General features: G+C 59.6%; 22 protein-coding genes, 1 other RNA gene and 4 pseudogenes. 10 read left to right on the forward strand and 17 right to left on the reverse strand.

Going from position 1 to position 26118, the window contains the following annotated elements:
- Nucleotides 1–22: 22 nt before the first annotated feature.
- On the forward strand, nt 23–505 hold the full coding sequence (locus ABQZ00_RS02205; protein ID WP_323537710.1) for a hypothetical protein: 483 nt from the start codon (nt 23–25) through the stop codon (nt 503–505).
- A gap of 205 nt (nt 506–710) precedes the next feature.
- On the opposite strand, the gene ABQZ00_RS02210 is transcribed toward ABQZ00_RS02205, so the two are convergent.
- Nucleotides 711–2738 carry a sodium-translocating pyrophosphatase gene (locus ABQZ00_RS02210; protein WP_323537709.1) on the reverse strand — a complete coding sequence of 676 codons (2028 nt, stop codon included), beginning with the start codon at nt 2736–2738 and terminating at the stop codon, nt 711–713.
- Nucleotides 2739–2986: 248 nt separating this feature from the next.
- On the opposite strand from ABQZ00_RS02210, the gene ABQZ00_RS02215 reads away from it, so the two are divergent.
- Both ABQZ00_RS02215 and ABQZ00_RS02220 read left to right on the forward strand, forming a co-directional pair.
- Complete coding sequence (locus tag ABQZ00_RS02215; RefSeq protein ID WP_323537708.1) at nt 2987–3511, forward strand: hypothetical protein; 525 nt, start codon at nt 2987–2989, stop codon at nt 3509–3511.
- A gap of 448 nt (nt 3512–3959) precedes the next feature.
- Nucleotides 3960–4631: a PA4824 family protein gene (locus ABQZ00_RS02220; RefSeq protein WP_323537707.1), complete on the forward strand. Its 672-nt coding sequence runs from the start codon at nt 3960–3962 to the stop codon at nt 4629–4631.
- A gap of 190 nt (nt 4632–4821) precedes the next feature.
- Here the strand turns inward: ABQZ00_RS02220 and ABQZ00_RS02225 are convergent.
- The 15 genes and pseudogenes from ABQZ00_RS02225 to ABQZ00_RS02295 form a co-directional block, all read right to left on the reverse strand.
- Nucleotides 4822–5037 (reverse strand): annotated as a pseudogene (locus ABQZ00_RS02225) (hypothetical protein); the annotation flags it as partial.
- Entirely contained in the window at nt 5034–5693 is a 660-nt protein-coding gene (locus tag ABQZ00_RS02230) for a hypothetical protein (protein ID WP_323537706.1), read from the reverse strand. The pseudogene ABQZ00_RS02225 and the gene ABQZ00_RS02230, both read right to left, overlap by 4 nt.
- Nucleotides 5690–6208 (reverse strand): hypothetical protein, encoded by a 519-nt coding sequence (locus ABQZ00_RS02235; protein WP_323537705.1) that lies wholly within the window; start codon nt 6206–6208, stop codon nt 5690–5692. Before ABQZ00_RS02235 ends, ABQZ00_RS02230 begins: the two co-directional genes overlap by 4 nt.
- Nucleotides 6209–6750: 542 nt before the next feature.
- On the reverse strand, nt 6751–7254 hold the full coding sequence (locus tag ABQZ00_RS02240) for a DUF4189 domain-containing protein (protein ID WP_323537704.1): 504 nt from the start codon (nt 7252–7254) through the stop codon (nt 6751–6753).
- A gap of 45 nt (nt 7255–7299) precedes the next feature.
- Nucleotides 7300–7854 (reverse strand): annotated as a pseudogene (locus ABQZ00_RS02245) (type IV secretion system protein); the annotation flags it as partial.
- A 99-nt stretch (nt 7855–7953) separates the two neighbouring features.
- A complete protein-coding gene (locus ABQZ00_RS02250; RefSeq protein WP_349775714.1) occupies nt 7954–8469 on the reverse strand; it encodes a DUF4189 domain-containing protein in 516 nt (171 codons plus the stop codon).
- 33 nt (nt 8470–8502) lie between these two features.
- Nucleotides 8503–8820: pseudogene (locus ABQZ00_RS02255) on the reverse strand (type IV secretion system protein); the annotation flags it as partial.
- A 149-nt stretch (nt 8821–8969) separates the two neighbouring features.
- Nucleotides 8970–9497, reverse strand: a complete 528-nt coding sequence (locus ABQZ00_RS02260; RefSeq protein WP_323537703.1) for a DUF4189 domain-containing protein — start codon at nt 9495–9497, stop codon at nt 8970–8972.
- A gap of 469 nt (nt 9498–9966) precedes the next feature.
- Nucleotides 9967–11300, reverse strand: a pseudogene (locus tag ABQZ00_RS02265) (Tle-like phospholipase domain-containing protein).
- Nucleotides 11297–11956 (reverse strand): hypothetical protein, encoded by a 660-nt coding sequence (locus ABQZ00_RS02270; RefSeq protein ID WP_323537702.1) that lies wholly within the window; start codon nt 11954–11956, stop codon nt 11297–11299. The pseudogene ABQZ00_RS02265 and the gene ABQZ00_RS02270 overlap by 4 nt, the downstream one beginning before the upstream one ends.
- On the reverse strand, nt 11953–12420 hold the full coding sequence (locus ABQZ00_RS02275; protein WP_323537701.1) for a hypothetical protein: 468 nt from the start codon (nt 12418–12420) through the stop codon (nt 11953–11955). The genes ABQZ00_RS02270 and ABQZ00_RS02275 overlap by 4 nt, the downstream gene beginning before the upstream one ends.
- Before the next feature lie 304 nt (nt 12421–12724).
- Nucleotides 12725–13228, reverse strand: a complete 504-nt coding sequence (locus tag ABQZ00_RS02280) for a DUF4189 domain-containing protein (RefSeq protein ID WP_115513814.1) — start codon at nt 13226–13228, stop codon at nt 12725–12727.
- Nucleotides 13229–13279: 51 nt separating this feature from the next.
- Nucleotides 13280–14407, reverse strand: coding sequence for a TrbL/VirB6 family protein (locus ABQZ00_RS02285; RefSeq protein WP_323537700.1), 1128 nt, complete (start codon nt 14405–14407; stop codon nt 13280–13282).
- A gap of 47 nt (nt 14408–14454) precedes the next feature.
- On the reverse strand, nt 14455–15216 hold the full coding sequence (locus tag ABQZ00_RS02290; protein ID WP_193552471.1) for a hypothetical protein: 762 nt from the start codon (nt 15214–15216) through the stop codon (nt 14455–14457).
- A 565-nt stretch (nt 15217–15781) separates the two neighbouring features.
- Complete coding sequence (locus ABQZ00_RS02295) at nt 15782–17038, reverse strand: 6-phosphofructokinase (protein WP_115513811.1); 1257 nt, start codon at nt 17036–17038, stop codon at nt 15782–15784.
- Between the two features lie 159 nt (nt 17039–17197).
- Here ABQZ00_RS02295 and ABQZ00_RS02300 point away from each other — a divergent pair, with 159 nt between their 5' ends.
- From ABQZ00_RS02300 to ABQZ00_RS02320, 5 genes are all read left to right on the forward strand, one after another.
- Nucleotides 17198–17761 (forward strand): adenylate kinase, encoded by a 564-nt coding sequence (locus tag ABQZ00_RS02300; protein ID WP_115562819.1) that lies wholly within the window; start codon nt 17198–17200, stop codon nt 17759–17761.
- 342 nt (nt 17762–18103) lie between these two features.
- Nucleotides 18104–19471 carry a UDP-N-acetylmuramate:L-alanyl-gamma-D-glutamyl-meso-diaminopimelate ligase gene (gene mpl / locus ABQZ00_RS02305; RefSeq protein ID WP_323537699.1) on the forward strand — a complete coding sequence of 456 codons (1368 nt, stop codon included), beginning with the start codon at nt 18104–18106 and terminating at the stop codon, nt 19469–19471.
- Nucleotides 19471–20067, forward strand: coding sequence for an LON peptidase substrate-binding domain-containing protein (locus ABQZ00_RS02310; protein ID WP_323537698.1), 597 nt, complete (start codon nt 19471–19473; stop codon nt 20065–20067). Before mpl ends, ABQZ00_RS02310 begins: the two co-directional genes overlap by 1 nt.
- 267 nt (nt 20068–20334) lie before the next feature.
- Nucleotides 20335–21219, forward strand: a complete 885-nt coding sequence (locus ABQZ00_RS02315) for a bestrophin family protein (protein WP_323537697.1) — start codon at nt 20335–20337, stop codon at nt 21217–21219.
- Nucleotides 21220–21690: 471 nt separating this feature from the next.
- Nucleotides 21691–21763, forward strand: a non-coding RNA gene (locus tag ABQZ00_RS02320) — sX9 sRNA.
- Nucleotides 21764–21915: 152 nt separating this feature from the next.
- On the opposite strand, the gene ABQZ00_RS02325 is transcribed toward ABQZ00_RS02320, so the two are convergent.
- A complete protein-coding gene (locus tag ABQZ00_RS02325; RefSeq protein ID WP_323537696.1) occupies nt 21916–24003 on the reverse strand; it encodes a bifunctional DedA family/phosphatase PAP2 family protein in 2088 nt (695 codons plus the stop codon).
- Nucleotides 24004–24165: 162 nt separating this feature from the next.
- Here ABQZ00_RS02325 and ABQZ00_RS02330 point away from each other — a divergent pair, with 162 nt between their 5' ends.
- Both ABQZ00_RS02330 and ABQZ00_RS02335 read left to right on the forward strand, forming a co-directional pair.
- On the forward strand, nt 24166–24825 hold the full coding sequence (locus tag ABQZ00_RS02330; protein ID WP_115562814.1) for a serine/threonine-protein kinase: 660 nt from the start codon (nt 24166–24168) through the stop codon (nt 24823–24825).
- A gap of 152 nt (nt 24826–24977) precedes the next feature.
- Nucleotides 24978–25793, forward strand: a complete 816-nt coding sequence (locus ABQZ00_RS02335) for an SDR family oxidoreductase (protein WP_323537695.1) — start codon at nt 24978–24980, stop codon at nt 25791–25793.
- Nucleotides 25794–26118 lie beyond the last annotated feature (325 nt).

Below are 26118 nucleotides of genomic sequence, written 5' to 3' on the forward strand. Positions count from 1 at the left end.
CATCCACTGCTCGGGAAACGCCATGTCCAGGCTCGCACGCTTGCTCCTCGTACTGCTGCTGTCTCTCACGGCCCAGGTGGCTGCTGCGGCAACGCCACTGCCCACCTACGTGGACGCGATGGACTGGCCGGCCAATGGAGAGGGCTGGGAGGCCTTCAGTGATCTGGAGCAGCGGTTGGACCGTGATTTCGACAATATCTGCGGCGACACCTTCTGCGGAGGCGAATTCAGCGACTACCAGCCGCTGCGCTTTCGTTGCTCGGTCCACAGCGTCACCGGCGTGGTGCGCAGCTGCATCTGGACCTTCGGCGCGAGTGAGATCAGCGTCGACCCGCGTAGCGGCTATCTCCGCTCCGACAGCCGGGTCTGGCGCTGCACGGCGCCCCTGAAAGCCGGCACGCGCCTGGACGAGATGTACCGTGTGCTTGCGGTAACCAACCCCTTGTTCGAGCCGCTGCCGGGCGGCGCGCCGCCGATCTACGATGGCCTGATTGGCTGTCTTTGAGACATGGCAAAGGCGGGTGTCGTTGCTGCCACGTTGTCGCATGTGAAGGCGCGTGCTGGCAGCGTCGCAGGAACGCCAAACGACCGCCAATACGTTCGCTGCGAAGACAGTGACATCAGTATTGTCCGACGCGGTAGTCAGCTTTCCCGCGCAATGACCTGCGGCCCTATGGCCGCAGGTCCGAGATCCCTGCGGGCATACCGTGCTACAGCAGCGGCACCAGCAGCAGCGCCACGATGTTGATGATCTTGATCAACGGATTGATTGCCGGCCCTGCAGTGTCCTTGTACGGGTCGCCGACGGTGTCGCCGGTGATTGCCGCCTTATGCGCTTCGCTGCCCTTGCCGCCGAAATGGCCGTCTTCGATGTACTTCTTGGCGTTGTCCCAGGCCCCGCCGCCGGTGGTCATCGAAATGGCCAGGAACAGCCCGGTCACGATGGTGCCGATCAACAATCCACCCAGTGCCCGTGGTCCCAGCAACAGCCCGACCACGATCGGGACCACCACCGGCAATAGCGAAGGCACGATCATTTCGCGGATCGCCGAGCGGGTCAGCATGTCCACCGCGCGGTCGTATTGCGGCTTGGCGGTGCCGGCCATGATGCCGGGGATCTCGCGGAACTGACGTCGCACTTCTTCGACCACTGCGCCCGCCGCGCGGCCCACCGCTTCCATCGCCATGGCGCCGAATAGATAGGGGATCAATCCGCCGATCAATAGACCGATGATCACGGTGTGGTCCGACAGATCGAAGGCGAAGACTTCAGTGGGATTGGCCGCCTGCAGGTTGTGGGTGTAGTCGGCAAACAGCACCAGCGCCGCTAGAGCGGCCGAGCCGATCGCGTAGCCTTTGGTGACCGCCTTGGTGGTGTTGCCGACGGCATCCAATGGGTCGGTGATCGCGCGCACTTCCGGTGGCAGTTCGGCCATTTCGGCGATGCCACCGGCGTTGTCGGTGATGGGGCCATAGGCATCCAGTGCCACGATCATGCCGGCCATCGACAGCATCGCCGTGGCAGCGATCGCAATGCCATACAAGCCGCCAAAGTGAAACGCACCCCAGATCGCTGCGCACACCGCGATCACCGGCAGCGCGGTGGACTTCATCGAGATGCCGAGCCCGGCAATGATGTTGGTGCCGTGTCCGGTGGTGCTGGCAGAGGCGACATGCTGCACCGGCGCGTATTGGGTGCCGGTGTAGTACTCGGTAATCCACACGATCAAGCCGGTGAGCACCAGGCCGATCAATGCGCAGGCATAGAGCGACGTCGCGCCATGGCTGTTGTCGCGCATCAGGCTCTGAGTAATCGGCCAATAGGCCAGCGCAGCCAGCACGCCGGAGACGATCACGCCTTTGTAGAGCGCCCCCATGATCGAGCCGCCTGCTTTGACCTTGACGAAGGCCGCGCCCACGATCGAGGCGATGATCGAGACACCGCCCAACACCAGCGGATACAGCACGGCATGCGGCCCGGTTTCGGCCAGGGTCAGGCTGCCGAGCAGCATGGTGGCGATCACGGTGACGGCGTAGGTCTCGAACAGATCCGCTGCCATGCCCGCGCAGTCGCCCACGTTATCGCCGACGTTGTCGGCAATCACCGCAGGATTACGCGGGTCGTCTTCGGGGATGCCGGCCTCGACCTTGCCAACCAGATCCGCCCCCACATCCGCCCCCTTGGTGAAAATACCGCCACCTAGACGCGCGAAGATCGAGATCAACGATGAGCCAAACGCCAGGCCCACCAAGGCATGCAGGTTCTGCTCCAGCGGCAACCCCATGGCTTGGAGCACGGCGTAATAACCGGCCACGCCCAGCAAGCCCAGTCCCACCACCAACATGCCGGTGATGGCGCCGCCCCGAAATGCCACATCCATCGCACGGCCGATGCCATGTCGTGCGGCTTCGGCAGTACGCACATTGGCGCGCACCGAGACGTTCATGCCGACATAGCCGGCCAACCCCGACAGCACCGCGCCGAGCGCAAACCCGATCGCCGTGTACCAGCTCAGAAACAGCCCGACCAATACGAACAGCACGCCGCCGGCGATCGAAATCGTGAGGTACTGCCGATTGAGATAGGCGCGTGCACCTTCCTGGATCGCCGCGGCGATCTCCTGCATGCGCGCGTTACCGCTAGGCTGCGCGACCACCCAGCGCGCCGACACGATCCCGTACAAAATTGCCAATACCGCACAGCCCAGCGCAAGCCCTAACCCGTAGTGTTCCAGCATGACCCCTCCCAAGAGAATGGATGTCATCCGGTCGGGACGAACCAAGGGCGACGCACGCAACGAGTGACAACGAATACGGACTCGACGGCCACAAGGGCCGTAATGCGCGTCGCGATGTTCAGGTGGCCGGATCGCGATCGAGTATGCGCCGCAGCTTGCAGGGGTGCCACCACCGCGGCTTTGGCGCGTCGTTCAGTCGCGACATGACAGCCTGCGGCCAACGTGACCGAGCCGATCCAGGAGTAACTATGTCGAACGATGCCGCGTCCAGGTACGCCGCTGTGCTGGCCGCCATGCTGTTTACCGGTAGCGCAATCGCTGCAGAGCCAACGCCAGAGTTGAAGGCACGCCCGCCTGGCACTGCGCAAGCCGTCGGTGCAGTACACACCTTGCGACAGATTCCAGAAGCCTGTGCGCGCCTCGAAGGCGTGTTCACCGGCAATGCTGCACAGCCCTACACGTTCTCGGTCGTGCGCAGCAGCCCCACCTGTCAGCCACGTGCGCGCTTTGTGGACTACGCCAAGGCAACACCGAGCGTTGCGTCGGGCTGGATCTTCAACGACGTGATCCGCGTTCCAAGCGCGGCCTGCCCGAGTCAACAGGCGGTTGTGCGCGTGTGGCGCAAACCAGTTGATGCCAAACCGCAGCTCGACGGCCAAGGCCAGTCACGCATCTACCTGGAAGATGCCAAGCAGCAGGCGGCCGCCGGCAAGATTCCGCAGGTGCCGATGTTTGCCGCGCAGCAGACGATGGAAGGTAAGGCTTGCCAGTAACCTCTACGGCATCAATGCTGGGGCACTACGGCTGCTTGAGTGATGCGGGCATCCGCATGACATGAGACTTCGTAGCGGCATGCCATGCAGTTGACGCATCGATGAGGAGTGATTGCTGGTGTTGCTATCGATGCCGCGGCCTTGTCTGTGCATCCACAACGACGCAGTGATCCAAGCATCGCTCAAGCTTTAAAAAGCACCGTCGCACCTGCTTGCATTTACGCATGGTCACCGCCCTGCGCATCTGGAGTGACCACTGGTACTGCGAACCAAAACGCGTGTTGCCGCCGGTTAGTGGTTTAGTGGTCGGCATCGGCTTGTGCCGCGCGTACACTCCGGACCCGGCAGGCCAGTCGCCCGCATCTGATGGGCGCTGGTAACGATATGTCGCTGCGCTTGGCGCTGTAACGAGTCGCGCAGCAGCTACGTTGATTTTTTGAGAACGTCTATGAAGGTATTGCGTTGTTCCCCGGGCCTGCTTGCCTTCTTCGCACTGTGGCACCCGGTACCGGTGCGCGCAGCGGCGAGCATGGTGGTCGACGACGCCGGCGTCACGCCGCGTGGCCAATGCCAGCTGGAAGCCTGGTGGCGTGCAACGCCAGGTGGTGCATCGGCCACGGCGGTACCTGCCTGCAATGTCCTGGGTACGGAACTGGCGCTTGGGCTCAGCGACTCGCGACACGGGCCGGTCTTGCTCGACCTGGGCGCCAAGCGGGTGTTGCGCGATCCAGAACGCCACGCCTGGGGCCTGGCGTTGTCGGTGGGGACGCAGCGTACATGGAGGGACCCGCAGCAGCGCAATTATTACGCCACGCTGCCCATGACTTGGTCGTTGGGCGCCGATGCCTCCACGCGTATCCACTTCAACATCGGTGCCGTGGCGACGCATGCCGAACCGGATACGACAAACGTCGGTATCGGTTTGGAGCACGACATCACCAGTTCATGGACCCTGTTGGCCGAAGCATTCGGAGATGACCACAACGGCGAGGGTAGCCAACTTGGACTGCGCAGAATGGTCGGCAGGGCATCCAGCATAGACCTGGTAGCCGGCCGCGACCGCCTCAACGCCCCACGTGGCTGGATCACGCTGGGCATCAACCTTGCGTTGTTGCCCTGACACTCCCCTTTCAGTGGCCGCGCTCCGGTGCGGCTGCCCAATTCCGGCCGTAGGTATCTTTCAATCTGCATGCAATCGGACTGCAATCGAATCGCAGCAAACCTAGCAGTGACTCTATGGTGCTGGTCTTTGGTGAATCGCTGCAGCATGCAGAGCGCGTTCTAACATGACCACCGCATCGGACGTGCCCTCGTTTGGGCTCTGTGCCGCGATGGGCGACGACAATTTCGCCTGTATCTGCTCGCTGATAGATGATGCCTTGATAGCCAGCAGGAGTATCAATGTATTCAAGACGCTTATATGGCACGCCGCCGATATTTACATTTCGACTATTCTCGCCCTTTTCATCTGGCTTTTTATAAACATCGCTTGCCAGCTCAGCATATTGTTGTGCGGTGAGAGTCATGGTGAGTCCTTTCTAGCAATCAGAGTCACTTTGAACAACTGTTTGCGCAACTCTTCCTTGAATTGACTTGGGTATGAATGGCCTGAGTCGGGATAGTTGCTCATTTCATCGTTTGGATATCCGCCCAACCAAAAATAGGTCGCAGACGGAGTGCCGCTCAACAATTTATCTTTATATAGGCCTGGCTGAAATCTTGTTTCTTCGTGTTTGCCGGTAGCCTTTAACGAAACATCTACGCTAGTGAGTTCCCATCGGCAGACACCCTTGGCATAGTAGTTGGCATCAACCATGCCATCGGCATAAATCGTCCCAGTGTATGTGGATGCATCTAGCCTCTCAAAGTGGATGGGGATGCCATCTTCATCAGACTTGCTCCATACACCGGCAACGGGCTCAATTGGCGTGCATTGCTTGTGGTTAGTCATCTGGTAGAAAGCCGTACCCGAGATCCACGCAAACGGCCCTGGAGCATCCTCGATGGTCATCGTGATCCGGTATGCCTGCGTCGGATGCGGGTTTTTCCGGTAGACCGGATCGCCGGCGGCGGTATTCGCATCGGTGTCCTGCATTTCAGAAGCAGTGTTCATGGGGTTGCACCCTGCCATGAGCGTGAGGAAAAGATAGCCAGCAATCTTTAGCTTCAGATCAGCGTTCATGTCGCCATTGTGCACTGTGCAGACCACTCGGCGGCGGTGATCGCATCACGCAGCTGGCTAGCGCTGCGGTTGATGTTGGCGCTGTGCAATACCAGCGTAACGAGCAGGACGCAGAACACCAACCCGAGTTCGGGCAGTTGCATCACCAAGGGAGTACACGCCGCACCAACGGTCAATAGCAGCATCAATGCGGTCATGCCGGCCGTGTTGAAAATCGTCTGGCGCAGCTGTCGCAATTCGGTAGTCTGTTTATCCTGGCTGCGTAGGTTCTTCCAGATGTTCGCGGCATGTGCAATCCGCATTGTCAGGAGCAGGACAACAGCAACGTGCAGCACAGCACCGACAATGGCCACAAAGTGTGTAAGCCCAAGCAAGGCGGTAAATGTTGTGCGGTAAGCCAGCACAAGCAGGCTGGTAGTGAGCGCTAGCGTCAAGATAACGACGATCAGGAGATTGCGCAGGCTCTCGGCTGACCGATACCAACGAGCATTATGGGGGAATAGCCCTCTATCCACTGCATCGCTCCTAATGAAGTGCGACTCACCTAACTGTGTAGAACCCTAGTTATCTTTAGCTGTGCCGTAGCCGTACGCGATGGGGTAGGCCCGTGCAAAAATCCGTGCCGACGCTGCGTTGAAGTAGTGCGTGTTGGTGGAAGTGAAGGTGCCTGTGGCAGGATCTACCTGGAGCCAACAGTGGGTGGGGACGCCCAGCAAACAGAAAGTGGAGGGATCGTTAGCTGTAGTAGGGGGGCACTTCGTAGTGACGGCTGCCGGTTCGAGCGGGGTTTGAAGAGTATTCGAGTACAGCAAAAATACTGAGCGCAATCCACGTGTTTTCATGGCTCCTTCCCTAAGTAGCCCTGACCCTCAGCTGGATTTTGCTGCAGTCCTGAAAAACAGCATCGTTTTTCTGATGTTTTCCATGAGGGCTGCTTTCGGCGATGCTGACGCGAGGAGTCGGTTCAGCCAGGACGCTATCGCGGCCTTGCGTTGGGCTAGTTTAGCAACAAGCGCAGAGGTGCTGCAGCTGAAGAACATAGGTAATCGTCTTATGCTTAAAAGCTCTTAAAAATTGGCTCGGTGCATGCTGTATATATTGTCTTGCACTGGCTGCCGGAATTTGATTTTTTGCAGAACGAAATTGCATTTTTACTTGCTACTTCAATTGATGGGCCGGCGGCAAAGCCCCTTATGATAGATCCCCGTAGTTCGGGTTCAGCGATTGCTGCACACCGGTTTTCATAAACGTAAAGGACGCTGCATTTTTTCTGGCTTGCTACTTCGCATTTTTCCAGTGCATCCTGCTGAGCTTCAGATTTTTTGAACTTTCCATTAGATACGCCTAAGTTTTCATTGCCGTCACCGGCAATCGCACCCCAAGTTTTAATCCATTCTCCGCTAGGTCGCGGTTGCCGTTGAATGGGGTCTCCTGCTGGAATCGGAGCGCATGCAACGGCTCCTTGCCCACCAATTTGGTATTGCCCGACGGGGCAGCCTTGCGCTAACGCGCTTTCACAGATTGGAAATAAAATAAGTATGGGGAAAAAAAGTGGATTCATATTACACCTTTGAATGGATAAAATATCTAGTTTGCAAGGGGTAATTTAAATTTGGTGATTAGAGCCTTGCCCAGCTTGCCCGCGTGAGCCGATTAACGGTGCCGCTTGTGATTGAGTCTGACCTGCAATTCTAGCTGTTTGATTTGTAGTCATCTCAGATCCGCCAGCTTGCTGTCCTTCTCCCTTCGCCACGTGTTGCGGCATATACGACCCAGCCGGCTGCCCCTGTGGTCCGGGACTCGACGCAGTGCCAAATGCCGAATATGCCATAAACGTGCTCATATTGTCCTGCCATAGCGCGGCGGCGATGGTGGGTACGGTGACGATGAGCATAGTCATGATCAGACCGATGCCACCTTGCTGCAGAGCCTGGCTGGACAAGCCTTCGGCATTGCCGAATGGAATGAACTTGACCGCCCAGCAGGCGGCGGCCACCTTGGCGGTGAACTTGAGCGCCATGGCCGTGACCACGGACAGCATGGCCATCGAGAACAGTGTCCCGATGATGTAGAACATGTAGAACAACCACCTTTTGAACAGATCCTTTGTCCAGTCGAAGATCAGCGCCAGGATGAAGATCGGCCCGATGCCGATGAAAAATGTGAAAACTTGGCTCCAATCAAGTTAATTGAACACGTTCGCAGAATAACCTCTTAATTCTGAGGTGCTGCACTTTTAGGCGTGTTAACTGACGTTATGTTAATAATGCTGAAATCTAGGCTCTGAGCAGGCAGAATAGAGTACGCCACAGTGTGACTGATTTGCTGATGCACAACTTTCCAGTGCATTACGTCGGATATCATAAAGTGATGGGCCTCGCGCGAACTGCAATTTCCCTGCAGTATTGACTCCATCTTTTTGAGGCCCAGTTATTGCTACGCACTGGTTTTGGTATTCCACCCAGTCCTTACATCGAACTCCTCCAACCTCCATGCATTTGGCGCGTGCCTCTTGCTGAGCATCCTGTTTGGAGTTTTTTCCAATGGAAACTCCCAGAGTCCCATTGCTTGTGTCCTGCGCAACCGCACCCCAAGTTTTTATCCATTTACCCAGAGGGCGGGGCTCTTGCGATCCAGGATTTCCCTGAGGAATCGGGGCGCATGCAGCAGCACCTTGTCCGCCGATAGGGAATTGCCCAGGCGGACAACCCTGCTCGGCCATCGCTGAAAATCCAAAAAATAAAAGAAAGAATAAGTAAAATTTATTGAATTGCATATGTATTGCCTTTCGCACAAGGTAGTAGGTACTTTAAGCGCTTCCGCTTTCATATCTTCCAGCGTTACCGCGCGAGCCGGGGTCCTGGATGGGGGCAGAACTTGGGGTGCTGCCAATTGCTTTGACTGCAGCAGTTGGGTCTGCATTTCCACCTTGTGCTTGGTTAGTATTTTTATCAATCCTTTGCGGCATATACGACCCAGCCGGCTGTCCTTGCGGCCCAGGGCTCGACGCAGTGCCAAATGCCGAATACGCCATAAACGTGCCCGTATTGCCCTGCCATAGTGCGGCGGGGATGGTGGGTACAGTGACGATGAGCATGGTCATGATCAGGCCGATGCCGCCTTGCTGACAACAATCATTGGTATGCCATAGATGCAGAAGGTGAAGAGGAGTTGTTGTAAAAGGATCACTTCGTAATGATCTCCGCCAATTGAGGTAGGGCTTGAAGGGTGGGGTGGTGGGGGCTAAAGAACGGCAACAATGCTGTGAGTAATCAATCAGTAGGCTTTGAAGATTGGCTCTGAGCAGTTCTGATATATCACTTTGCATTCATTCACTGAGTTTTCCTTTACGCAGTCTGAAATTGCAGCTTTACTTGCAGCCTCTATCGAAGGGCCAGCAGAGTAGCTAGTTAGTATATTCCCGGTCTGTGTAGGGGATCCTGTCTTCGCAGGCTCAGAGATTGCTGCGCAGCGATTTTCGTAGAAGTAAACCACGCGGCAATTTGCTTCTTTTTGGCTTGTTTGTCTGCATTTATCTAATGCAACTTTCTCGGCGTCTGCTTTCTTGATTTTTCCGGTAGATACGCCGAAATTATTATTATTGTCATCAGCGATTGCCCCCCAGGTTTTTATCCATTTCCCGCTGGGGCGGGGCTCCTGCTGGATTTCATTTCCTTGCGGAATAGGTGCGCAAGCCACAGCCCCTTGCCCCCCGATTTGATATTGCCCCACTGGGCAATCTTGCGACCAGGCAGATATCGGGACGAGCAAAGTCAGGATTTCTAATAGGAGGGGAGTCCTCATGGCTGCGTTTACCTATATTAAAAAATAAAAATTACTGGCGAATCGACTAAATACTCCGATCGCTACCTCGCGTTGCTTGTCCGCGTGAGCCTATCGGGGTTGATGCTTGAGTTGGTACCTCGCCTGTGATTCTCGCTGTTTGATTTGCAGAGTTTTCTCCCCTGCTTATCTGCTGTTGATCACCCCGCGCCATCTGCTGCGGCATATACAACTCAGCCTGCTGCCTCTGTGGTACGGCACTCGACGCAGCACCCAGTGCCGAATACGCATAAACGTGCCCATATTGCCCTGCCATAGTGCGGCGGTGGCCCAGGACCAGCACCCACAGCGTGGTTACCGTTGACCCACTTCATGGCCCGTCCCATCAACTCCATGCCGCCCGTCTCGGGTCTGGCAAAGGGATCAAAGCTCGGATAGGCAGTCATTGCTTGCATACGCATCGCGCTATCTGCGACAAGGGCAATAGCCTTCAGAGTACACGCGCAGGCGAGGGCTGGGCTATCTCCTGGGATCGCTGTGTGTCCAAAGCCTGGGACTGGCGCAGGCTGTCCTGCACGGGTGGTACCTCGGCAGCCAGATCGACCTTGGCCCGGAAGCCCGGCGTATTGCCAACGATCCAGGCATTGCCGTCTTGCACGGTCACGCTGCGCAGCTGGTTGACGTCGACGATGCCAGCGCGTTTGGCCTCGACGGTGGCATGCATGGCCACGGCATCGGACGTGCCCTGCGGCAGCTTGCTGTGGATGGAGCGGTACAGTGGATCATTGGACATGGCGGCCGCGCCCGGATCGACGCAGCGCTCAGGGGTATTGCCCAGGGGCAGCTTCCAGCCAGGTGTCACATAGACCGGCGTGTCCTCACGCTGCATGCGCTGCTGCGTCTCCTTCCAGCGCTCGGCCGCCATCTCCGCCGTACCTGCACCGGGTGCAAGCGTACCGCGCAACTGATTGATGCCATCTGCCACGTTCATGGACTGGATGGTGCGCGATGCGATGGTCAAGTGACCACGCATCAGCGCTACATCGTCGCGATACTTGTCGACCATCGGCGCGTATTGCTTCGCCAACTGCTGCGATTTGGGGTCTTCCAGCACCGAGCGATCCGGCTTGCCGTCGCCATCGACGGGTAGGAAGTTATGCATCTTATGTGAGTCGCTGAGTTGGACAGCAGCGAGGGGATTGCGTGCATCCAGCAGGCTGCGGGTGTTGTCGTAGCCGTGGCGATTTCCTGCGGCGAGGCGTAGATCTTGACCTGCCCATAATGCTTGCTGGCAGCACTGACCGCATCGCCGGCCATTACATGATTGATGACATCGGTGCCGCCTTCGGGAATGCGCCGATCCAGGCTGAGCGCGCCATAGGCGTTGAAGGTCTCGCCTTTGAGGCCAAAGTGATGTGCCGTAACCTGTGCCAGGTCGCCGCCGAGCGAGTGGCCGGTAACGGTGACGTCAAGCGCTTCGCCATCCTTACCGAGTTTTTGTGCATAGACCAACGCATGCTTGGTCAGCTCAATCGCTTCGGCGGCTTGATTGTTGTGGCGCGATGCCACCATGCCGCCATCGGTGTAGACACCATCTTGCTTGAGCTCACGCTCAGTCTCAGTGCCCCGATGGGCGACGATGATCTCGTTGGTGTCGACACGCTGATAAATAATGCCCTGATAGCCAGATGGGCTGTCTACATACTCGAGACGCTTGTAAATAACTCCGGCAATATCGACTGGACGACTATCTATGCCTGTTTCTCTAGGTTTTTCATACACATCGTCAGCGAGAGCTGCATATTGTTGGCTCGTAAGGCTCATGGAATCACCTTTTCAGTAGCCAAGGTAACTTTAAAGATGTCATTGCGGGCATTGTCATTGAATTGGTCGACTCTTGATCTGCCGCTATCAGGGAAGTTGTCGACATCTTCTTTCGGGTAGCGTCCTTTCCAGAAGTAAGTAACCTTTGGCACTGGGCTGTAAATCTCATTCTTAAATAGGGCCGGCTGAAAGCGTGTGTCTTCATGCTTTTCGGTCGCTTTCAGGGAAATTCCAACTCCGTCTAAATCAAAAGAACACGTTCCCTTGCCATAATAGTCAGCATCGACCATTCCATCTGCATAGATGGTCGCCACATAGGTGGTGTCATTGACTTTGCTAAAGTGGATAGGTATCCCATCTTCACTGGATTTATTCCAGACACCTGCAATCGGTTCGATTGGCGTGCATTGCTTGTGGTTGGTCATTTCATAGAATGCTGTCCCCGAAATCCACTCGAACGGCCCCGGTGCATCCTCAATGCTCATGGTGATGCGATACGCCTGCGCCGGATGCGGATTTTTGCGGTAGACCGGATCGCCGTCGGTGGTGGTAGCGTCTGTGCCATGTCTTTCAGAAGCCGCGTTCATAGGATTGCATCCCGTCAATAGAGCGAGAACAAGATATCCCAAAACCTTATTTCTCAGATGGTTTTTCATACCGTCATCGCGCGCCGTGCAGCACGCTGCGCGGCCGCCATTGAATCGGTGAGTCGTGAATAAATGCGGTTGATGTTGATGCGATGTAGCAACAATACAATGAGCATGATTGCGAAGACTAAGCCGAAATCGGGGAACTTTCGTATGATATTTATCACAAAAGCACTGCAAGCCACCGTAACTGCAAGCATTAATGTCAGCGTCGTCATTGCGGTTGCAGTAATAATGACCCAGCGCAGTTGGTTGAGTTCTGCGGTACGTTTACCCTCTGCTTGCAGTGTCTTCCGAATAGTCAGAGCATCTGCGATGAGTCCGAGCAGCATGCATACTACAGCCAAGTGCAATACAGTACAGAGAGAAGCCGCACACTGTGCGAGATTCAGCAGAACGGCGAAAGACGTTCGGTAGGCCAAGACAGCCATACTTGCGGTGAGTAACGTTGCCATAAGCAGAATACTCAACATGCGCCCAATGCCCTTGACTGGCCAATAACAACATGCATTATGAGGGGGCGCGCTATCCATGACATTGCTGCTGGGAGCTATTTTGAACTAATAGCGGACGTTGTCAGGGCTTTGAGAATAGCTTTGAGCCGGCAGCCAGCTGTGCTGCGACAGGGGTTGAGTCATCGGGGATAGGTCACAACGTAAGTACCCGGTGCAGGATTGAACGGCAACTGCAATCTGCAGATACACCAAACGTGCAGAAGGCAGATGCATTGTGTCTTAGCAGGGGATGAACTCCTACTTGCCAATAAATGCGAAGAAATCAGAAAGCCTTGAAGATAGGCTCTGAACATTCTTGATATATAACTTTACACTTGTCACCAGCATTTCCCCTCTGGCAGATGGCGACTGCATCGTTGCTCGCTACCTCGATAGATGGCCCGCGTGTATAAGTTCGTTTAATATCCCCGCTGCGATAGGGTTGAGCGACTGCTGCGCATTGATTTTTGTAAGATAAGTTGATGCGACAAGGACTTTTACTGGCGCCTTCGCATTTCTGCAGTGCATCTTGCTCTGCCTCTGTTTTCTTAAGCTTACCTGTAGATACGCCCAAATTATCAGCGCCATCAGTCGCAATTGCCCCCCAAGTTTTTATCCACTTGCCACTGGCGCGTGGCTCCTGCTGGATCGAGCCTCCTTGTGGAAGCGGTGCACACGCAACAGCCCCTTGGCCACCGATTTGATATTGACCAACCGGGCAGCCTTGCGCGAAAACATGTGTCGAAATTGGAAAAATAGAAAAAGCCAGTAAAGCAAAAAATCTCATGGCAACGTTGCCTGTAGACATTGATAATTTTTTAGATTTTCAGAGATTCGACTAAGCATTTAGGCCGTCACTACGCCCAGCTTGTCCGCGTGAGCCGGTGGGTTGAATCACTTGAGTTGGTTGCGAACCTGTAATTTTGACTGTCGGCGAAGATCTTTCTGAATCTTCGTGCCCTGATCTCTCACCACCCTTAGCAACCTGCTGCGGCATATACGACCCAGCTGGCTGTCCTTGCGGCCCAGGGCTCGACGCAGTGCCAAATGCCGAATACGCCATAAACGTGCCCATGTTGCCCTGCCACAGTGCGGCGGCGATGGTGGGTACGGTGACGATGAGCATAGTCATGATCAGACCGATGCCGCCTTGCTGCAGGGCTTGGCTGGAGAGGCCTTCAGCGCTGGCCAGGGGGATGAACTTGACCGCCCAGTAGGCAGCGGCCACTTTGACGGTGAACTTGAGCACCATGGCCGTGACCACAGACAGCATGGCCATCGAGAACAGCGTGCCGATGATGTAGAACAGCCACTTTTTGAACAGGTCCTTGGTCTGGTCGAAGATCAGCGCCAGGATGAAGATGGGCCCGACGCCGATGAGGAAGGCCATGGTGAACTTGAACAGCAATAGCATCGCCCCGGCCGCCATCGGCGGACTGGCGGTGCCGAAGCCGGCCATGAGCATGGCGCGACCTTTTTTCTCCAGCACTTCCGGCTGGGCCGGATCTACGCGCACCGCATCCAGAGTGGCCATTGCGACCTGCGTGTAGGCCAGGTTCTCGTCGATGGCATCGGCGGCGGTGCCCTCCTCGCCGGTGAACAACTCGTGGATTTCCTTGTCCAGGTTTTGGGTCATGGTCTGGTGCAGCATGGCGCCATTGGCACCCAGGGCTGACGCCAAGCTGATGATGACGGCGACCTTGCCGGCCTTGATCATGGTGGCCATCGCACTCTCGCGCGATTGCCCGGTGGCGATGCGGTAGCCCAGGATCAGGATCCAGAGCGTGGTGACGGTCAGCGCGATGGTGCTGACCCAGCGCATGGCACGGCCCATCAACTCCATGCCGAAGTCCTGAATTTCCCGGTTGAAGTAGTCGTTGACCAACTTGAAGAAAACGAAATCGCCGAGATTGGCGTCCGCCAGCGGCTGCAGCCAGCTTGCCGCGCCATGAAAAAAAACGTCCATTGCTGTTTGCCTGTGCGTCGTGATCTGGGCTTTGGTTGCCCGCTAATTCATTTGGACAGCGCAATCTTCAATGCTGCTGCTTGCACGACCTGTCCCAGCAAATTGCCCTTGTCGCCTTCCAGTGCGCGCTTGGCCAGCAAGGTCTGGTCATCCTTGAGTCCCGCAATATAGACGTCGTAGGCTTTCATCTTGGCTTCCCAATGACTCATTTCCAGCGCATTACGTGCCGTGAAACGCTTTACTTCGTTGTCGTTGGCTGCCAATGCGCCTTGTTTAGTACCCACTCTACCGCGTTGGCGCTCAATGGCCTCAAATTCGGTGTTGCGCTGCACCAGGCGCTTGAGCATGGTGACTGATTCGTTGTATTGGGCATTTTGCGCCATGACAATGCGGGCGCAGACTTTCATCTGCTCCTCTGCCATCTTCCCGGTCATCGTGGGGGCGATGGACTTGATCTGCTCGAGAATGCCTGCGATGCCGCTGGCTTGTGCTCCCGGGCAGGCGAACTCAAGACCGTAGCCTGGTTCCCGCAAGACGAACTTATCGTCCAGAGGGGGGCGCAGAAAGTTCAAACTCGTCAAATTGATTAGTTGCTGTTTGTAATGATCCAACTCCTGCTGATACTGCCTGGCTGTCTCAGCCCAGCGCTTGGCCTGTTCCGCATACTCCGCGATATCCTTTCCCTCTCCCGTCGGGTTGACGATGACCACTTGCGCGTTGGCGGAGCCTGCACACAGCCCGATGCTTAGCAGCAGGCCGGCGGCAAGGCGGGAAATCGGATGGCGGAGGCGGCAGGAACGTGCGGTCATGGCGAGTCTCGTCGATCTTTTCGGTATAGATGAGTGGCGGGAACAGCGGCAGCAAAAACAGCGGTGAATGCCAGATGCGCGTTCAGCGGGACGGTCCGGCTTTATAAATCATGCGCTCGTCGCGGGTGAGTGAGGCCGTTTCGTCCAGACACAGACTCCCCGGCGGCACTGGCTGACCACCGGGGAAGACTGGAGATGATTGCCTGCTGGGCCATGATCCTTATGCGCGATGAGGCAGGTTTGGTGCGAACTGTGGCACACACTTAACCAAATTTCTACTAATGAGGTATTGCCTTACCCGCGGGGTCGCCGCCCAGGCGCCGCCTGGCTTGGTCTGCCAGCTTTTTGTAAGGAAATCCCTACAGCCGATCGCGGCATTTGCCTGTGGAGCGTCCTCTTTGTCAGTTTAGGCTCCAGCCGACACACGGCAGGTGCAAAACGGCACCTGCCGGCCGCCATGAAGACAGTCCGTCACAGCAATTCCGGTTTCGGCGGCCGCAACGGGCTCCTTTCCTGCGCAGTCAGCCACTGATGCCGTCGCAAACGTTCAGGTTGGCAGCTCGCCTCACCCCTCCCACACCGGCAATTTCTTCGCCACCGCCACGTTTTTCAACGTCACATACTTCGGCAGGCCGTCGTTGCCGTAGGCCAGCGGAGCTTCGCCCTTGATCAGTGGGGCGAAATAGCGGCGGGCACGGTCGGTGATGCCGAAGCCGTCCTTGCGCAGGAAGCTGGGTGGCATCTTCTTTTCGTGATTGGCCACCTTGTGCAGCGGGGCGGGCACGATCTTCCAGCGATAGGGGGCGTCGCTGACGCGTTCGATCACCGGAATCACCGCGTTCATGCCCTTGAGTGCGTATTGCACGGCGGCCTTGCCGACGGCCTGGGCCTGTTCCCAGTCGGTCTTGGAGGCGAGGTGGCGCGCGGAACGCTGCAGGTAATCCGGCAGGGTCCAGTGCACCTTGTAGCCCAGTTCCTGTTTGACCTGTGCTGCCAGGAATGCGGCCACACCGCCCAGTTGCGCGTGGCCGAATGAGTCGGCTGCGCCACCGGCATCGGCGACGAAGTTGCCGTGTGCGTCCTGGATGCCTTCGCTGGCGACCACCACGCACCAGCCGACCTTTTCGACGACCTGTTTCACCTTGGCCAGGAACGCGGCCTGATCGTAGGCGCGCTCGGGCAGCAGGATGATCTGCGGTGCATCGTCCGGGCCCTGACCTGCGAGCCCTGCTGCGGCCGCAAGCCAGCCGGCGTGGCGGCCCATCGCTTCGTAGATGAAGACCTTGGTGGAGGTGTCGGCCATCGCGGCGACATCCAGTGCGGCTTCGCGCACCGACACCGCGGTGTATTTGGCCGCCGAGCCGAAGCCGGGGCAGGTATCGGTCACCGCAAGATCGTTGTCGATGGTCTTGGGCACGCCGATGCAGTGCAGCGGGTAGCCGTAGGCCTTGGCCAGCTGCGAGACCTTCCATGCGGTGTCGGCCGAATCATTGCCGCCGTTGTAGAGGAACCAGCGCACGTCATGTGCGCGCAGCACGTCGAGCAGGCGTTCGTACTTGGCGCTGTCCTGTTCGAGCGACTTGAGCTTGTAGCGGCACGAGCCGAACGCGCCGCCGGGTGTCTGCGCCAGTGCGGCAATCGCGGACGCCGATTCCTTGGAGGTATCGATCAACTCCTCGCGCAGCGCGCCCAGGATGCCGTTGCGGGCGGCCAATACCTTGATCTTGCGCGCACGCGCTTCGGTGATAACGCCGGCAGCGGTGGCGTTGATGACGGCGGTGACGCCGCCGGATTGGGCATACAACAAGTTGCCAGTGGACATAGGGGGACGGACTCCTCACATGGAAACATGGCGCAGGGGACAGTGCCGGGACATTCCCCGGATGGGGTAAGCTGCACGACCATACGGTCAGTGCCGGCGAAGGCTTGAGTCTAACGCCGCCAACCGCAACGCGTTTTTATTCGAAAGTGGAGTCCACTGATGCGATTGGTTCTGTTGGGACCGCCCGGTTCGGGCAAGGGCACCCAGGCGACACGTCTCAAAGACACGTTTGAGATCCCGCACATTTCCACCGGCGACCTGCTGCGTGCCGAAGTGGCCGCCGGCTCGCCGCTCGGCCTGAAGGCCAAGGAAGTCATGGCACGCGGCGATCTGGTGTCCGACGACATCCTGCTCGGCATGCTGGAGTCGCGGCTTGGTCAGGCCGATGTCACCAAGGGGTTCATCCTCGATGGTTATCCGCGCAATGTGGCGCAGGCCAATGCGCTGGACAACCTGCTCAGCAAGATCGGTCAGCCACTGGATGCGGTGGTGCAGCTGGACGTCGCCAGCGAGTTGCTGGTCGAGCGCATCGCCGGGCGTGCCAAGGCCGAAGGCCGTGAGGACGACAACCCCGAATCGGTGCGCAAGCGTCTGCAGGTCTATACCGATTCCACCGCGCCGGTGATCGGCTTCTACGAGCAGCGCGGCAAGTTGGCGCGTGTGGATGGCGTTGGGTCGCTGGACGAAGTGCTGGAACGCATCAGCAAGGCGCTCGGGCGCTGAGTCACCCGGACCGGGCGCAACGCCCGGTCTGTGTTTATCGCGTGCCTGTTGGCCGCGCCGTCTGCAGATCAAGACCCCGGAAAAGAAAAACCCCGGCCATACAAGATGACCGGGGCAGAATAACGCCAGTAATGAGCTTGCTCAGAGCCCCAACAGCATGAGCTCCCTGGGGATTTGGTCTCTTGGGGAGTAGAACCAAAGGGTGCTGCGACTGGCGTTCAGCATAGTGAGGGATGTGACGCAGTTCGCATATCGGGAAATTCCCGACAGTACGGTAGGAGTTTCCTGACAGCGGCGCCGGGTGCGGATCGGAATGTCCTGCAACTCCGGTGATCGGCGACAATGTGCTCCATGAGCAAACTCCACATCCTCGGCATCGCCGGGACTTTCATGGGCGGTGTGGCCGCCCTGGCACGCGAGCTGGGCTGGCAGGTAGAAGGCAGCGACCAGGCCATCTATCCACCGATGTCCACCCAGCTGGAAACGCTCGGGATTTCGCTGGCCCAGGGCTATGCGCCGTCCAATATTTCCGCCGACGCCACCGAGGTGGTCATCGGCAACGCCTTGTCGCGCGGCAATCCGGCTGTGGAAGCGGTGCTCGATGCAGGCCGCCGCTATAGCTCCGGCGCCCAATGGCTGGCCGAGCAGGTGCTGCCGGGCCGCGACACGCTGGCGGTCGCCGGTACCCATGGCAAGACCACCACCACCACCATCCTGAGCTATCTGCTGGAGGCGGCCGGGCGCGCGCCGGGCTTTTTGATCGGCGGCGTGGCCGAGGATTTCGGCGTGTCGGCACGGCTGGGGCAGGGGCGCGCGTTCGTGGTGGAAGCAGACGAATACGACACCGCCTTCTTCGACAAGCGCAGCAAGTTCGTGCACTACCGGCCGCTGGTGGCGATCCTCAACAACCTCGAATACGACCACGCCGATATTTTCCCTGACGTGGCCGCCATCCAGCGGCAGTTCCATCATTTGGTCCGCACCGTACCGGCGCGCGGGCGACTGATCGTCAATGGCGAAGACGTGCGGCTTGCCGAGGTGTTGGCGATGGGCTGCTGGACGCCGGTGGAGCGCTTCGGTTTCGATGCGGCGCTGGAGTGGAGCGCGCGCTTGATTGCCGCCGATGGCAGCCTGTTTGCGGTCGCGCATCGCGGCGTGGAGATCGGCCAGGTGGAGTGGCCGCTGGTGGGCCGGCACAACGTGCTCAACGGATTGGCGGCGCTGGCCGCTGTGCATGCGGTGGGCGTGGATCCGGCAACGGTGATGCCGGCGCTGGCGCACTTTCAGAGTGTCAAACGCCGACTGGAAGTGTTGGGGCAGGCGCGCGGCATCACCGTCTACGATGACTTCGCGCATCACCCCACCGCCATTGCGACCACCTTGCAGGGGCTGCGTGCGAAGGTGGGCGCGGCGCGCGTGCTGGTGGCGATGGAGCCGCGCAGCAATTCGATGCGGTTGGGCGCGCATGCGCAGGCGTTGGCACCGTCGTTGCACGATGCCGATGCGGTGGTGTTCCTGCATCGTCCCGAGCTGCCATGGGATGCGGCGCCGATCATCGCGCAGGTGCGCGGGCAGGCACACGTGGCGCATGACGTGGAGGCGTTGCTGCAGACGCTGGGCGACATCGCGCAGCCGGGCGACCATGTGGTGTTTATGTCCAATGGCGGATTCGACGGCGCACCGCGTCGCTTTCTGGCGCAGCTGTCGTGATGGCATCGATCGCAGACACTGCCGACACCAGCGCTTTGCCGCTGTTTCCGTTGCACAGCGTGTTGTTGCCGGGCGCGGCGATGGGGCTGCGCGTATTCGAGCGCCGCTATCTGGATCTGGTGCGCGAATGCGGGCGCAACGGCACCAGCTTCGGCGTGTGTCTGATCCTGGATGGCAATGAGGTAGGCGTACCGGCAACGCCGGCGGCGTTCGGCACCGAAGTGCGGATCGAGGATTTCGATGTCGGCGCCGATGGCGTGCTGGTGCTGCGTCTACGCGGCATGCGTCGCTTTCATGTGCAGCGCTCGCGTATTCGCGACAACGGGCTATTGGTGGGCGAGGTGAACTGGTGCGAGCCCGACCCCGACGACGAATTGCGCCCCGAGCACAGCCTGTTAGCAACCGTGCTCGAGCGCATGCTCGAACAGGTGGGTGGCGAATTTGCCTCGGTCGGTCCGGGGTTGCTGGATCAGTCCGCATGGGTGGGCTGGCGGCTGGCCGAGTTGTTGCCATTGACCGAGCAGCAACGCCTTTCGTTGTTGCAGCAGGACGACCCGCATCAGCGTCTGGAGCAGTTGCTGGCCTGGATGCCCTGAGCGCGGCCAATCAGCAGGCGCCGCTGCGCATCGGGTGCGAAGGAAGCGAACGTGGATAGGCACTGCATGCCGCTTCCGGGCATCGGCCGCAGCTAGTCAATGATCGCGCAGAAGTGTTTGGCTCTCGCGAGGCACTGCTTTTATCGCCCCATCACCGCACTTGCACCGCCGTGGCGGCAAACTTCTCACGCTTGAGTGCGCTAGCGATGGCATCCATGCACTGGATGCGCGCAAGGGCGATACGCGTTTTTAGTGAGGGAGTGTGCCTTGATCATCGATGTGAAACCGCGTGTGGCGGATGCGTTCAGTCAGGTCTGGCGGACCCTGGCAGTGTTGTTTGTCTGGGACGTGTTGATCACGATCATCTATTACGTGCTGCCGTTCCGCGCGCCAGCATTGCCGCTGACCATTTTCGGTTCGGCACTGGCGTTATTCCTGGGCTTTCGCGCCAATTCCACCTATCAGCGCTGGTGGGAAGGCCGCGTGCTATGGGGCCAGATGATCAATGCATCGCGCAACCTGGTGCGCTTGAGCGTCAGCATTCTGTCTGCGCCGGAAGCCGCAGCGCTGGGGCGCACGATCGCGCTACGGCAGATCGCCTATGTCAATGCATTGCGCTGCCAGCTGCGGCGGTTGCCGGTGGCGATGGCCTTGCAGTCGCGGCTGGATGCCGACGAAGTGGCAGCGGTGATCACGCGCACGAACGTGGCCAATGGCTTGCTCGACACGACCGGCCGTGCGGTGGAACAGGCGCGTCGCGATGGCTGGATCGACAGCATCCAGCAGGCCAGCGTCGAGCGCATTCTGGTGGATATCGCCAACGCGCAGGGCGGCATGGAGCGTCTGAAAAATACGCCGTTGCCGTATCAGTACCGCTTCTATCCGAACCTGTTTACGCGCCTGTTTTGCGTGCTGTTGCCGATCGGCCTGGTGGAAACGTTGCAATACGCCACGCCGGTAGGATCGACGGTCGCCGGCTTGATGTTTTTGGCGGTGCTGAAGATCGGCGATGAATTGGTCGACCCGTTCGCCAACACCATCCACGACCTGCCGCTGGACACCATGTGCCGCACGGTGGAAATCGATGCCCTGCAGGCGATTGGTGAACCCGCACCGGAGCCGATGCAGCCGGTGGATGGAGTGTTGTGGTGACTGCGTCGCGCCCTTGACCAGTGCGGCTTGTGCCCATCCAGACGGCGCTGAAGCACAAGCTCTCGGTCACCTTGAGAGGTAATGGAATGGTGCGGATGCTTTGGTTGTAGAGCGGCTGATCTGCGGCTTGGGTGCAGGGCCCTTGCCCGCCCACCATCACGGGACACGCCGTGAATCCGTCCCTGGAGGCTCTTACGCGGCATCCATGCCGCGTAAGGTCCCGCGACGGTGGGCGGGCAAGGGCCAGTCGAGATGGTCGGTGTGCTTGGTGCAAGCAATGCATGATGTGTTTCTACTTTGCTAGCTCACATATGTGTGCGATCCGCATCAGCAGGCCACTGCGACGCGCGAGACGACCAGCTCTTTTACGCAGCTAACGACCAACGTCCTGGTGCGGTGTCCTCGCCCTCGACTAAGAGCAGCTAGCAAAAGGACTGTGCAGCCGCCAGGCGGGCGCGGCTGGTGCTCAGAATCCACTCGTACACTCCAGTTCCTGCGCGTCGTCCACACCCACCTGACGACTGCTAGCTACGTTTTGTTAGCCGCTCTCACCAAGGCTGTTGACCTAAACATCAGGCTGCATCTAAGCAACGCAACGCGTTGCTGCCATCGAGACATCGTTTAAAAATTTTTATTAGCAGTTCTTATCTACAGGACTGCGCGTTCGCTTGCCGATCGCCGCCGTTACCCGATCGATCAACGGCGCTGTTGTGGCTGACCCGATGCAGCCAGATCGGACGCAGTGGTTTCCGTCTGCGGTGCGGCGTTGTCTTTGTCCTCTCGCCGCACCGCATTTCCCGACGTACTGTCGATCAGGATCACCGGCACCTGCGAGCGGCGACGCTGCTCCACACGATGCGGCAGCGGGCCGAGTGCGTCGCGCAACGCGCTGAGCGCAGGGTCCACGCCGCGTAATGGGTACCACAGGCCGATCAGGCTGAAGTGGCGGCTGTAGCGCAAGGTCTGCGTGCTGCCTACCCACAGCGGTTGTGCGCTGGGCTGCAGTCGCGCGGCTGCAGGCCACAGGCGCAATACATGCACGTGCCCGGGCGCGGCGTGACGCACCATCAACAAGGCTTCCACTTGTGTGTCCAGCGTGGCCGGCAGAATCGGTACTTCGTCCGGGCGGCCGCTGACATCCAGCAGGTGCAATGCCTGTTCCCAGCCAGCCTGCGGTTGTGCCCGCCAGCCGCGTGCTTCGAGCTGGCGTTGCAGCGGCGCGAGCGGGCCGGCCACCTGCACGTCCAGCGGCCAGCGCTGGTCGTCGTCGAATTCATTGCGACGTGCCGGCAGCAGCCGCCATTGACCCTCCCACCAGTCGCTGGCGGGCAGATCCATCAGCAGCGGCGGTGGCGGTTCGAACTTGGCCAGCTTGGTGCCGAGATTACGCGGCGCAAAGAAGATCGCGCAGCTCACGAACACGCCGTAGAAGATCCACGACACCGGCTTGACCCAGAACGCGCGCGTGGCGCGGCGGCGATACGCAATGCCCAGCACCAGCAGCCAGAAGATGCCGAACAACATGCCGCCGACCACATCGCTGAGCCAATGCGCCCCCAGGTACAGGCGCGCAAAGCCGATCAGCGAGACGATGGCGCCACTGACCAGATACGGCCACACGCGGCGGCGGCCGGGCAGTTCGCGTGCGATCAACAGCGCGAAAAACCCGAACCCGATCGTGGCCATGGTGACCGCCACCGACGGAAATCCGAACCCGCTGCTGGCGGCCGGCGGGCGCACGACCTGCACGGTGGCGCCCAGCAACTGCGTCAGGGCCAGGCCAAACGCCAGTGCGATCACCCAATGCGCTACCGCCATCCAGCGCCGACGCCAGGCCAGGTAGCCCATCGCTGCGGCGATCGCCGGCAGCAACACCTGCCAATCGCCCAGCGAGGCCAGCGCCACCATCGGGTAGTCGGCCAGCGGGTTGCGCAGCGCCAGCATCAAATCGTGCACGGCCAGGTCCACGCGCAGCGGTTCGCCATGCGCCAGCACCACCATCAGCAACACGAACCAACCCCAGCCCAGCAGCAACAGCATCAGCGCCATCATCGCCAGCGGGACCGATTCGCGCCGGCGTGGGTCGAACACGCTGACCGACCAGTTGCCCAGCACCGGGTGCCGATGCGACCACTCCAGCAATCGCGCCAGCAGTGCATCCAGATGGCCTGCCGACCAGCGGTACGAATACAACACCACCGCCCAGGCCAGGCCGATCACCGCGGCCAGCAGGGTGACCACCACGAACAGGCGCCCGGCGACTGCAGCGACCGCATCGTAGGCGGTGCCCAACACCCAGCCCGGCACCAGAAACAGCAGCGCCCACGACACGCAGGCCAGCCCGCTGGCGAACAGATAGCGCTTGAACGGCATGTGCGACATGCCGGCGATGGCGGGCACGAACGGCCGCACCGCGCCAACATAGCGCGCGATCAAAATGCTCTTGAAGGCGTTGCGTCGGAACAGCAGCTCACCGCGTTCCAGCAACTGGGGATAGCGCCGAAACGGCCAATACGTGTGCAGCTGGTGGCCCCAGCGATGGCCCACCCAGAAGCTCAGCGCATCGCCGATAAACGCCCCCAGGGTGGCGCACACCACTGCGTAGGGGCCGTTGATCTGGCCGAGCCCGATCAGCACGCCGATGGCGAACAGCAAGGGCAGCGCGGGCACGATGGCACCGAGCACGATCACCGCATCACAGAATGCGATGGCAAAGATCACCACGCCAGCCAAGGTGGGGTGGTGTCCGATCCACTCCAGCGTGGCGTCGATCCATGAGTTCATTCCCGAATTATAAGTGGGCAGGGCGACGACTGACTTGCGCCATGCTCACATCGGCCGGTTGGCTTCACCTGAGGTTGCAACCAGGCCACGGTGCGGGTGTGTGTGATCGGCACGCTCTGCAACGGCAGTACGGCGATGCGGGCTGCCCGCCTACAATGGGGAATGAGTCACGAGCCCGCCGACAATCTCCCGCTGAAGTCCGATACGTTCGGGCGCATTTTGTTGATCCGCGACGCTGGCCGGGTGTTCGTGCGGCGCGACCTGAGCGTGGCGCCATGGCTTCTGCGTGGGGTGGCCTGGTGGCTGGCACGTCGCGAAGCGCTGGCGCTGCGGCAGCTGGATGGCCTGCCGCACACGCCACGCTTGTTGCATTGGGATGGGCGCCATCTGGACCGCAGCTATCTGGCCGGCGATGCGATGTACCAGCGCCCGCCACGCGGTGATCTGGCGTATTTCAGGCAGGCGCGCAGGCTGTTGCAGCAGCTGCATCGGTGTGGCGTGGCCCACAACGATCTGGCCAAGGAAGCCAACTGGCTGGTGCAGGACGATGGCAGCCCGGCGGTGATCGATTTCCAGCTGGCGGTGCGCGGCCACCCTCGCGCGCGCTGGATGCGTCTGCTTGCACGCGAGGACCTGCGTCACCTGCTCAAGCACAAGCGCATGTATTGCCCGGCCGCGATCACGCCGGTGGAACGTCGCGTGCTCAAGCGCAGGTCATGGGTGCGCGAGCTGTGGTTCGCCACCGGCAAACCGGTCTACCGCTTTGTGACCCGGCGCATCCTGCACTGGGAAGACAACGAAGGGCAGGGGCCGAAGCCCTGAGTAGCCGGGATTGGGCATTAGGGATTCGCAAAAGCGTATCGCGTGAGTTGGTTGTTGGTCGGCTGCTGGACGTTCAAGGCGCTAAGCTCTTGCGATTGCCGATCCCGATCCCGATCCCGATCCCGATTCCCGATTCCCGATTCCCGATTCCCATGACGCTAAAAGACAAAACGCTCTTAATCACTGGTGCCTCGCGTGGGATTGGTTTGGCGATCGCGTTGCGGGCGGCGCGCGATGGGGCGAATGTGGTGATCGCGGCCAAATCGGCGGTGGCCAATCCCAAGTTGCCTGGCACCATTCATAGCGCTGCCTCAGCAGTGGTTGCGGCAGGTGGAAAGGCGCTGGCGCTCAAATGCGATATCCGCGACGAAGCGCAGGTGCACGCCGCCGTTGCCGCCACCGTGGAAGCGTTTGGTGGCATCGATATCCTGGTCAACAACGCCAGTGCGATCTGGTTGCGCGGCACCTTGGACACGCCGATGAAGCGCTTCGACCTGATGCAACAGGTCAACGCGCGCGGCAGTTTTGTGTGCGCGCAAGCCTGCCTGCCGCATCTGTTGAAGACGCCCAATCCGCACATCCTCAGCCTTGCCCCGCCGCCATCGTTGAATCCGGCGTGGTGGGGTGCGCATACCGGCTACACGCTGGCCAAGATGGGGATGAGTCTGGTGACACTGGGGCTGGCCGCTGAGTTCGGCCCGCAGGGCGTGGCGGTCAATGCGTTGTGGCCGCGCACGGTGATTGCCACCGATGCGGTCAACATGCTGCCGGGCGTGGACGCCGCTGCCTGCCGTCGCCCGGAGATCGTGGCCGATGCGGCGCATGCGGTGCTGACCCGCACTGCGGCCGGGTTCCACGGGCAGTTTCTGATCGACGAAGCGGTGCTGACGCAGGCCGGCGTCACCGACTTCAGCGGTTATGCGGTCGATCCGTCACGGAGCCTGTTGCCGGATCTGTTTCTCGACTGAGTGGCTTACAGAGCGACTGCGTAGCCGACAGGCGGGCGCGGCCGGTGCTCGGCACGGCGTGTACGACGCATACGCTGCGGTGCTGGGGGCGTCGTCCACACCTGTCTGTCGATTGCTCGCTCTGGTCCTTGTCGCCCGGTGCAGGTGGCCGTGCGCCGATACATCGATGCAGACGCTGCGAGTCATTCGTCCACGAAAAAACGGATTGACCTTGTGCGCATCACCGCCTGCCGCGCAGACGAACGCCGCCGTCCACTTCGCTGCCGAGCACGATGATTTCACGCCGCAGTTTGCTATCGTGCGCGGCTGAAATCGTTTCCAACAA

The organism is Xanthomonas sp. WHRI 10204 (assembly GCF_040202875.1).
Taxonomy (GTDB): Bacteria; Pseudomonadota; Gammaproteobacteria; order Xanthomonadales; family Xanthomonadaceae; genus Xanthomonas.

Excerpts from the sequence above, each read along its gene's own strand:
- ABQZ00_RS02205 (WP_323537710.1), top strand. The coding sequence starts at position 23 with ATGTCCAGGCTCGCACGCTTGCTCCTCGTACTGCTGCTGTCTCTCACG.
- ABQZ00_RS02210 (WP_323537709.1), bottom strand. The coding sequence starts at position 2,738 with ATGCTGGAACACTACGGGTTAGGGCTTGCGCTGGGCTGTGCGGTATTG.
- ABQZ00_RS02215 (WP_323537708.1), top strand. The coding sequence starts at position 2,987 with ATGTCGAACGATGCCGCGTCCAGGTACGCCGCTGTGCTGGCCGCCATG.
- ABQZ00_RS02220 (WP_323537707.1), top strand. The coding sequence starts at position 3,960 with ATGAAGGTATTGCGTTGTTCCCCGGGCCTGCTTGCCTTCTTCGCACTG.
- ABQZ00_RS02230 (WP_323537706.1), bottom strand. The coding sequence starts at position 5,693 with ATGAACGCTGATCTGAAGCTAAAGATTGCTGGCTATCTTTTCCTCACG.
- ABQZ00_RS02240 (WP_323537704.1), bottom strand. The coding sequence starts at position 7,254 with ATGAATCCACTTTTTTTCCCCATACTTATTTTATTTCCAATCTGTGAA.
- ABQZ00_RS02250 (WP_349775714.1), bottom strand. The coding sequence starts at position 8,469 with ATGCAATTCAATAAATTTTACTTATTCTTTCTTTTATTTTTTGGATTT.
- ABQZ00_RS02260 (WP_323537703.1), bottom strand. The coding sequence starts at position 9,497 with ATGAGGACTCCCCTCCTATTAGAAATCCTGACTTTGCTCGTCCCGATA.
- ABQZ00_RS02270 (WP_323537702.1), bottom strand. The coding sequence starts at position 11,956 with ATGAAAAACCATCTGAGAAATAAGGTTTTGGGATATCTTGTTCTCGCT.
- ABQZ00_RS02275 (WP_323537701.1), bottom strand. The coding sequence starts at position 12,420 with ATGTTGAGTATTCTGCTTATGGCAACGTTACTCACCGCAAGTATGGCT.
- ABQZ00_RS02280 (WP_115513814.1), bottom strand. The coding sequence starts at position 13,228 with ATGAGATTTTTTGCTTTACTGGCTTTTTCTATTTTTCCAATTTCGACA.
- ABQZ00_RS02285 (WP_323537700.1), bottom strand. The coding sequence starts at position 14,407 with ATGGACGTTTTTTTTCATGGCGCGGCAAGCTGGCTGCAGCCGCTGGCG.
- ABQZ00_RS02290 (WP_193552471.1), bottom strand. The coding sequence starts at position 15,216 with ATGACCGCACGTTCCTGCCGCCTCCGCCATCCGATTTCCCGCCTTGCC.
- ABQZ00_RS02295 (WP_115513811.1), bottom strand. The coding sequence starts at position 17,038 with ATGTCCACTGGCAACTTGTTGTATGCCCAATCCGGCGGCGTCACCGCC.
- ABQZ00_RS02300 (WP_115562819.1), top strand. The coding sequence starts at position 17,198 with ATGCGATTGGTTCTGTTGGGACCGCCCGGTTCGGGCAAGGGCACCCAG.
- mpl (WP_323537699.1), top strand. The coding sequence starts at position 18,104 with ATGTGCTCCATGAGCAAACTCCACATCCTCGGCATCGCCGGGACTTTC.
- ABQZ00_RS02310 (WP_323537698.1), top strand. The coding sequence starts at position 19,471 with ATGGCATCGATCGCAGACACTGCCGACACCAGCGCTTTGCCGCTGTTT.
- ABQZ00_RS02325 (WP_323537696.1), bottom strand. The coding sequence starts at position 24,003 with ATGAACTCATGGATCGACGCCACGCTGGAGTGGATCGGACACCACCCC.
- ABQZ00_RS02330 (WP_115562814.1), top strand. The coding sequence starts at position 24,166 with ATGAGTCACGAGCCCGCCGACAATCTCCCGCTGAAGTCCGATACGTTC.
- ABQZ00_RS02335 (WP_323537695.1), top strand. The coding sequence starts at position 24,978 with ATGACGCTAAAAGACAAAACGCTCTTAATCACTGGTGCCTCGCGTGGG.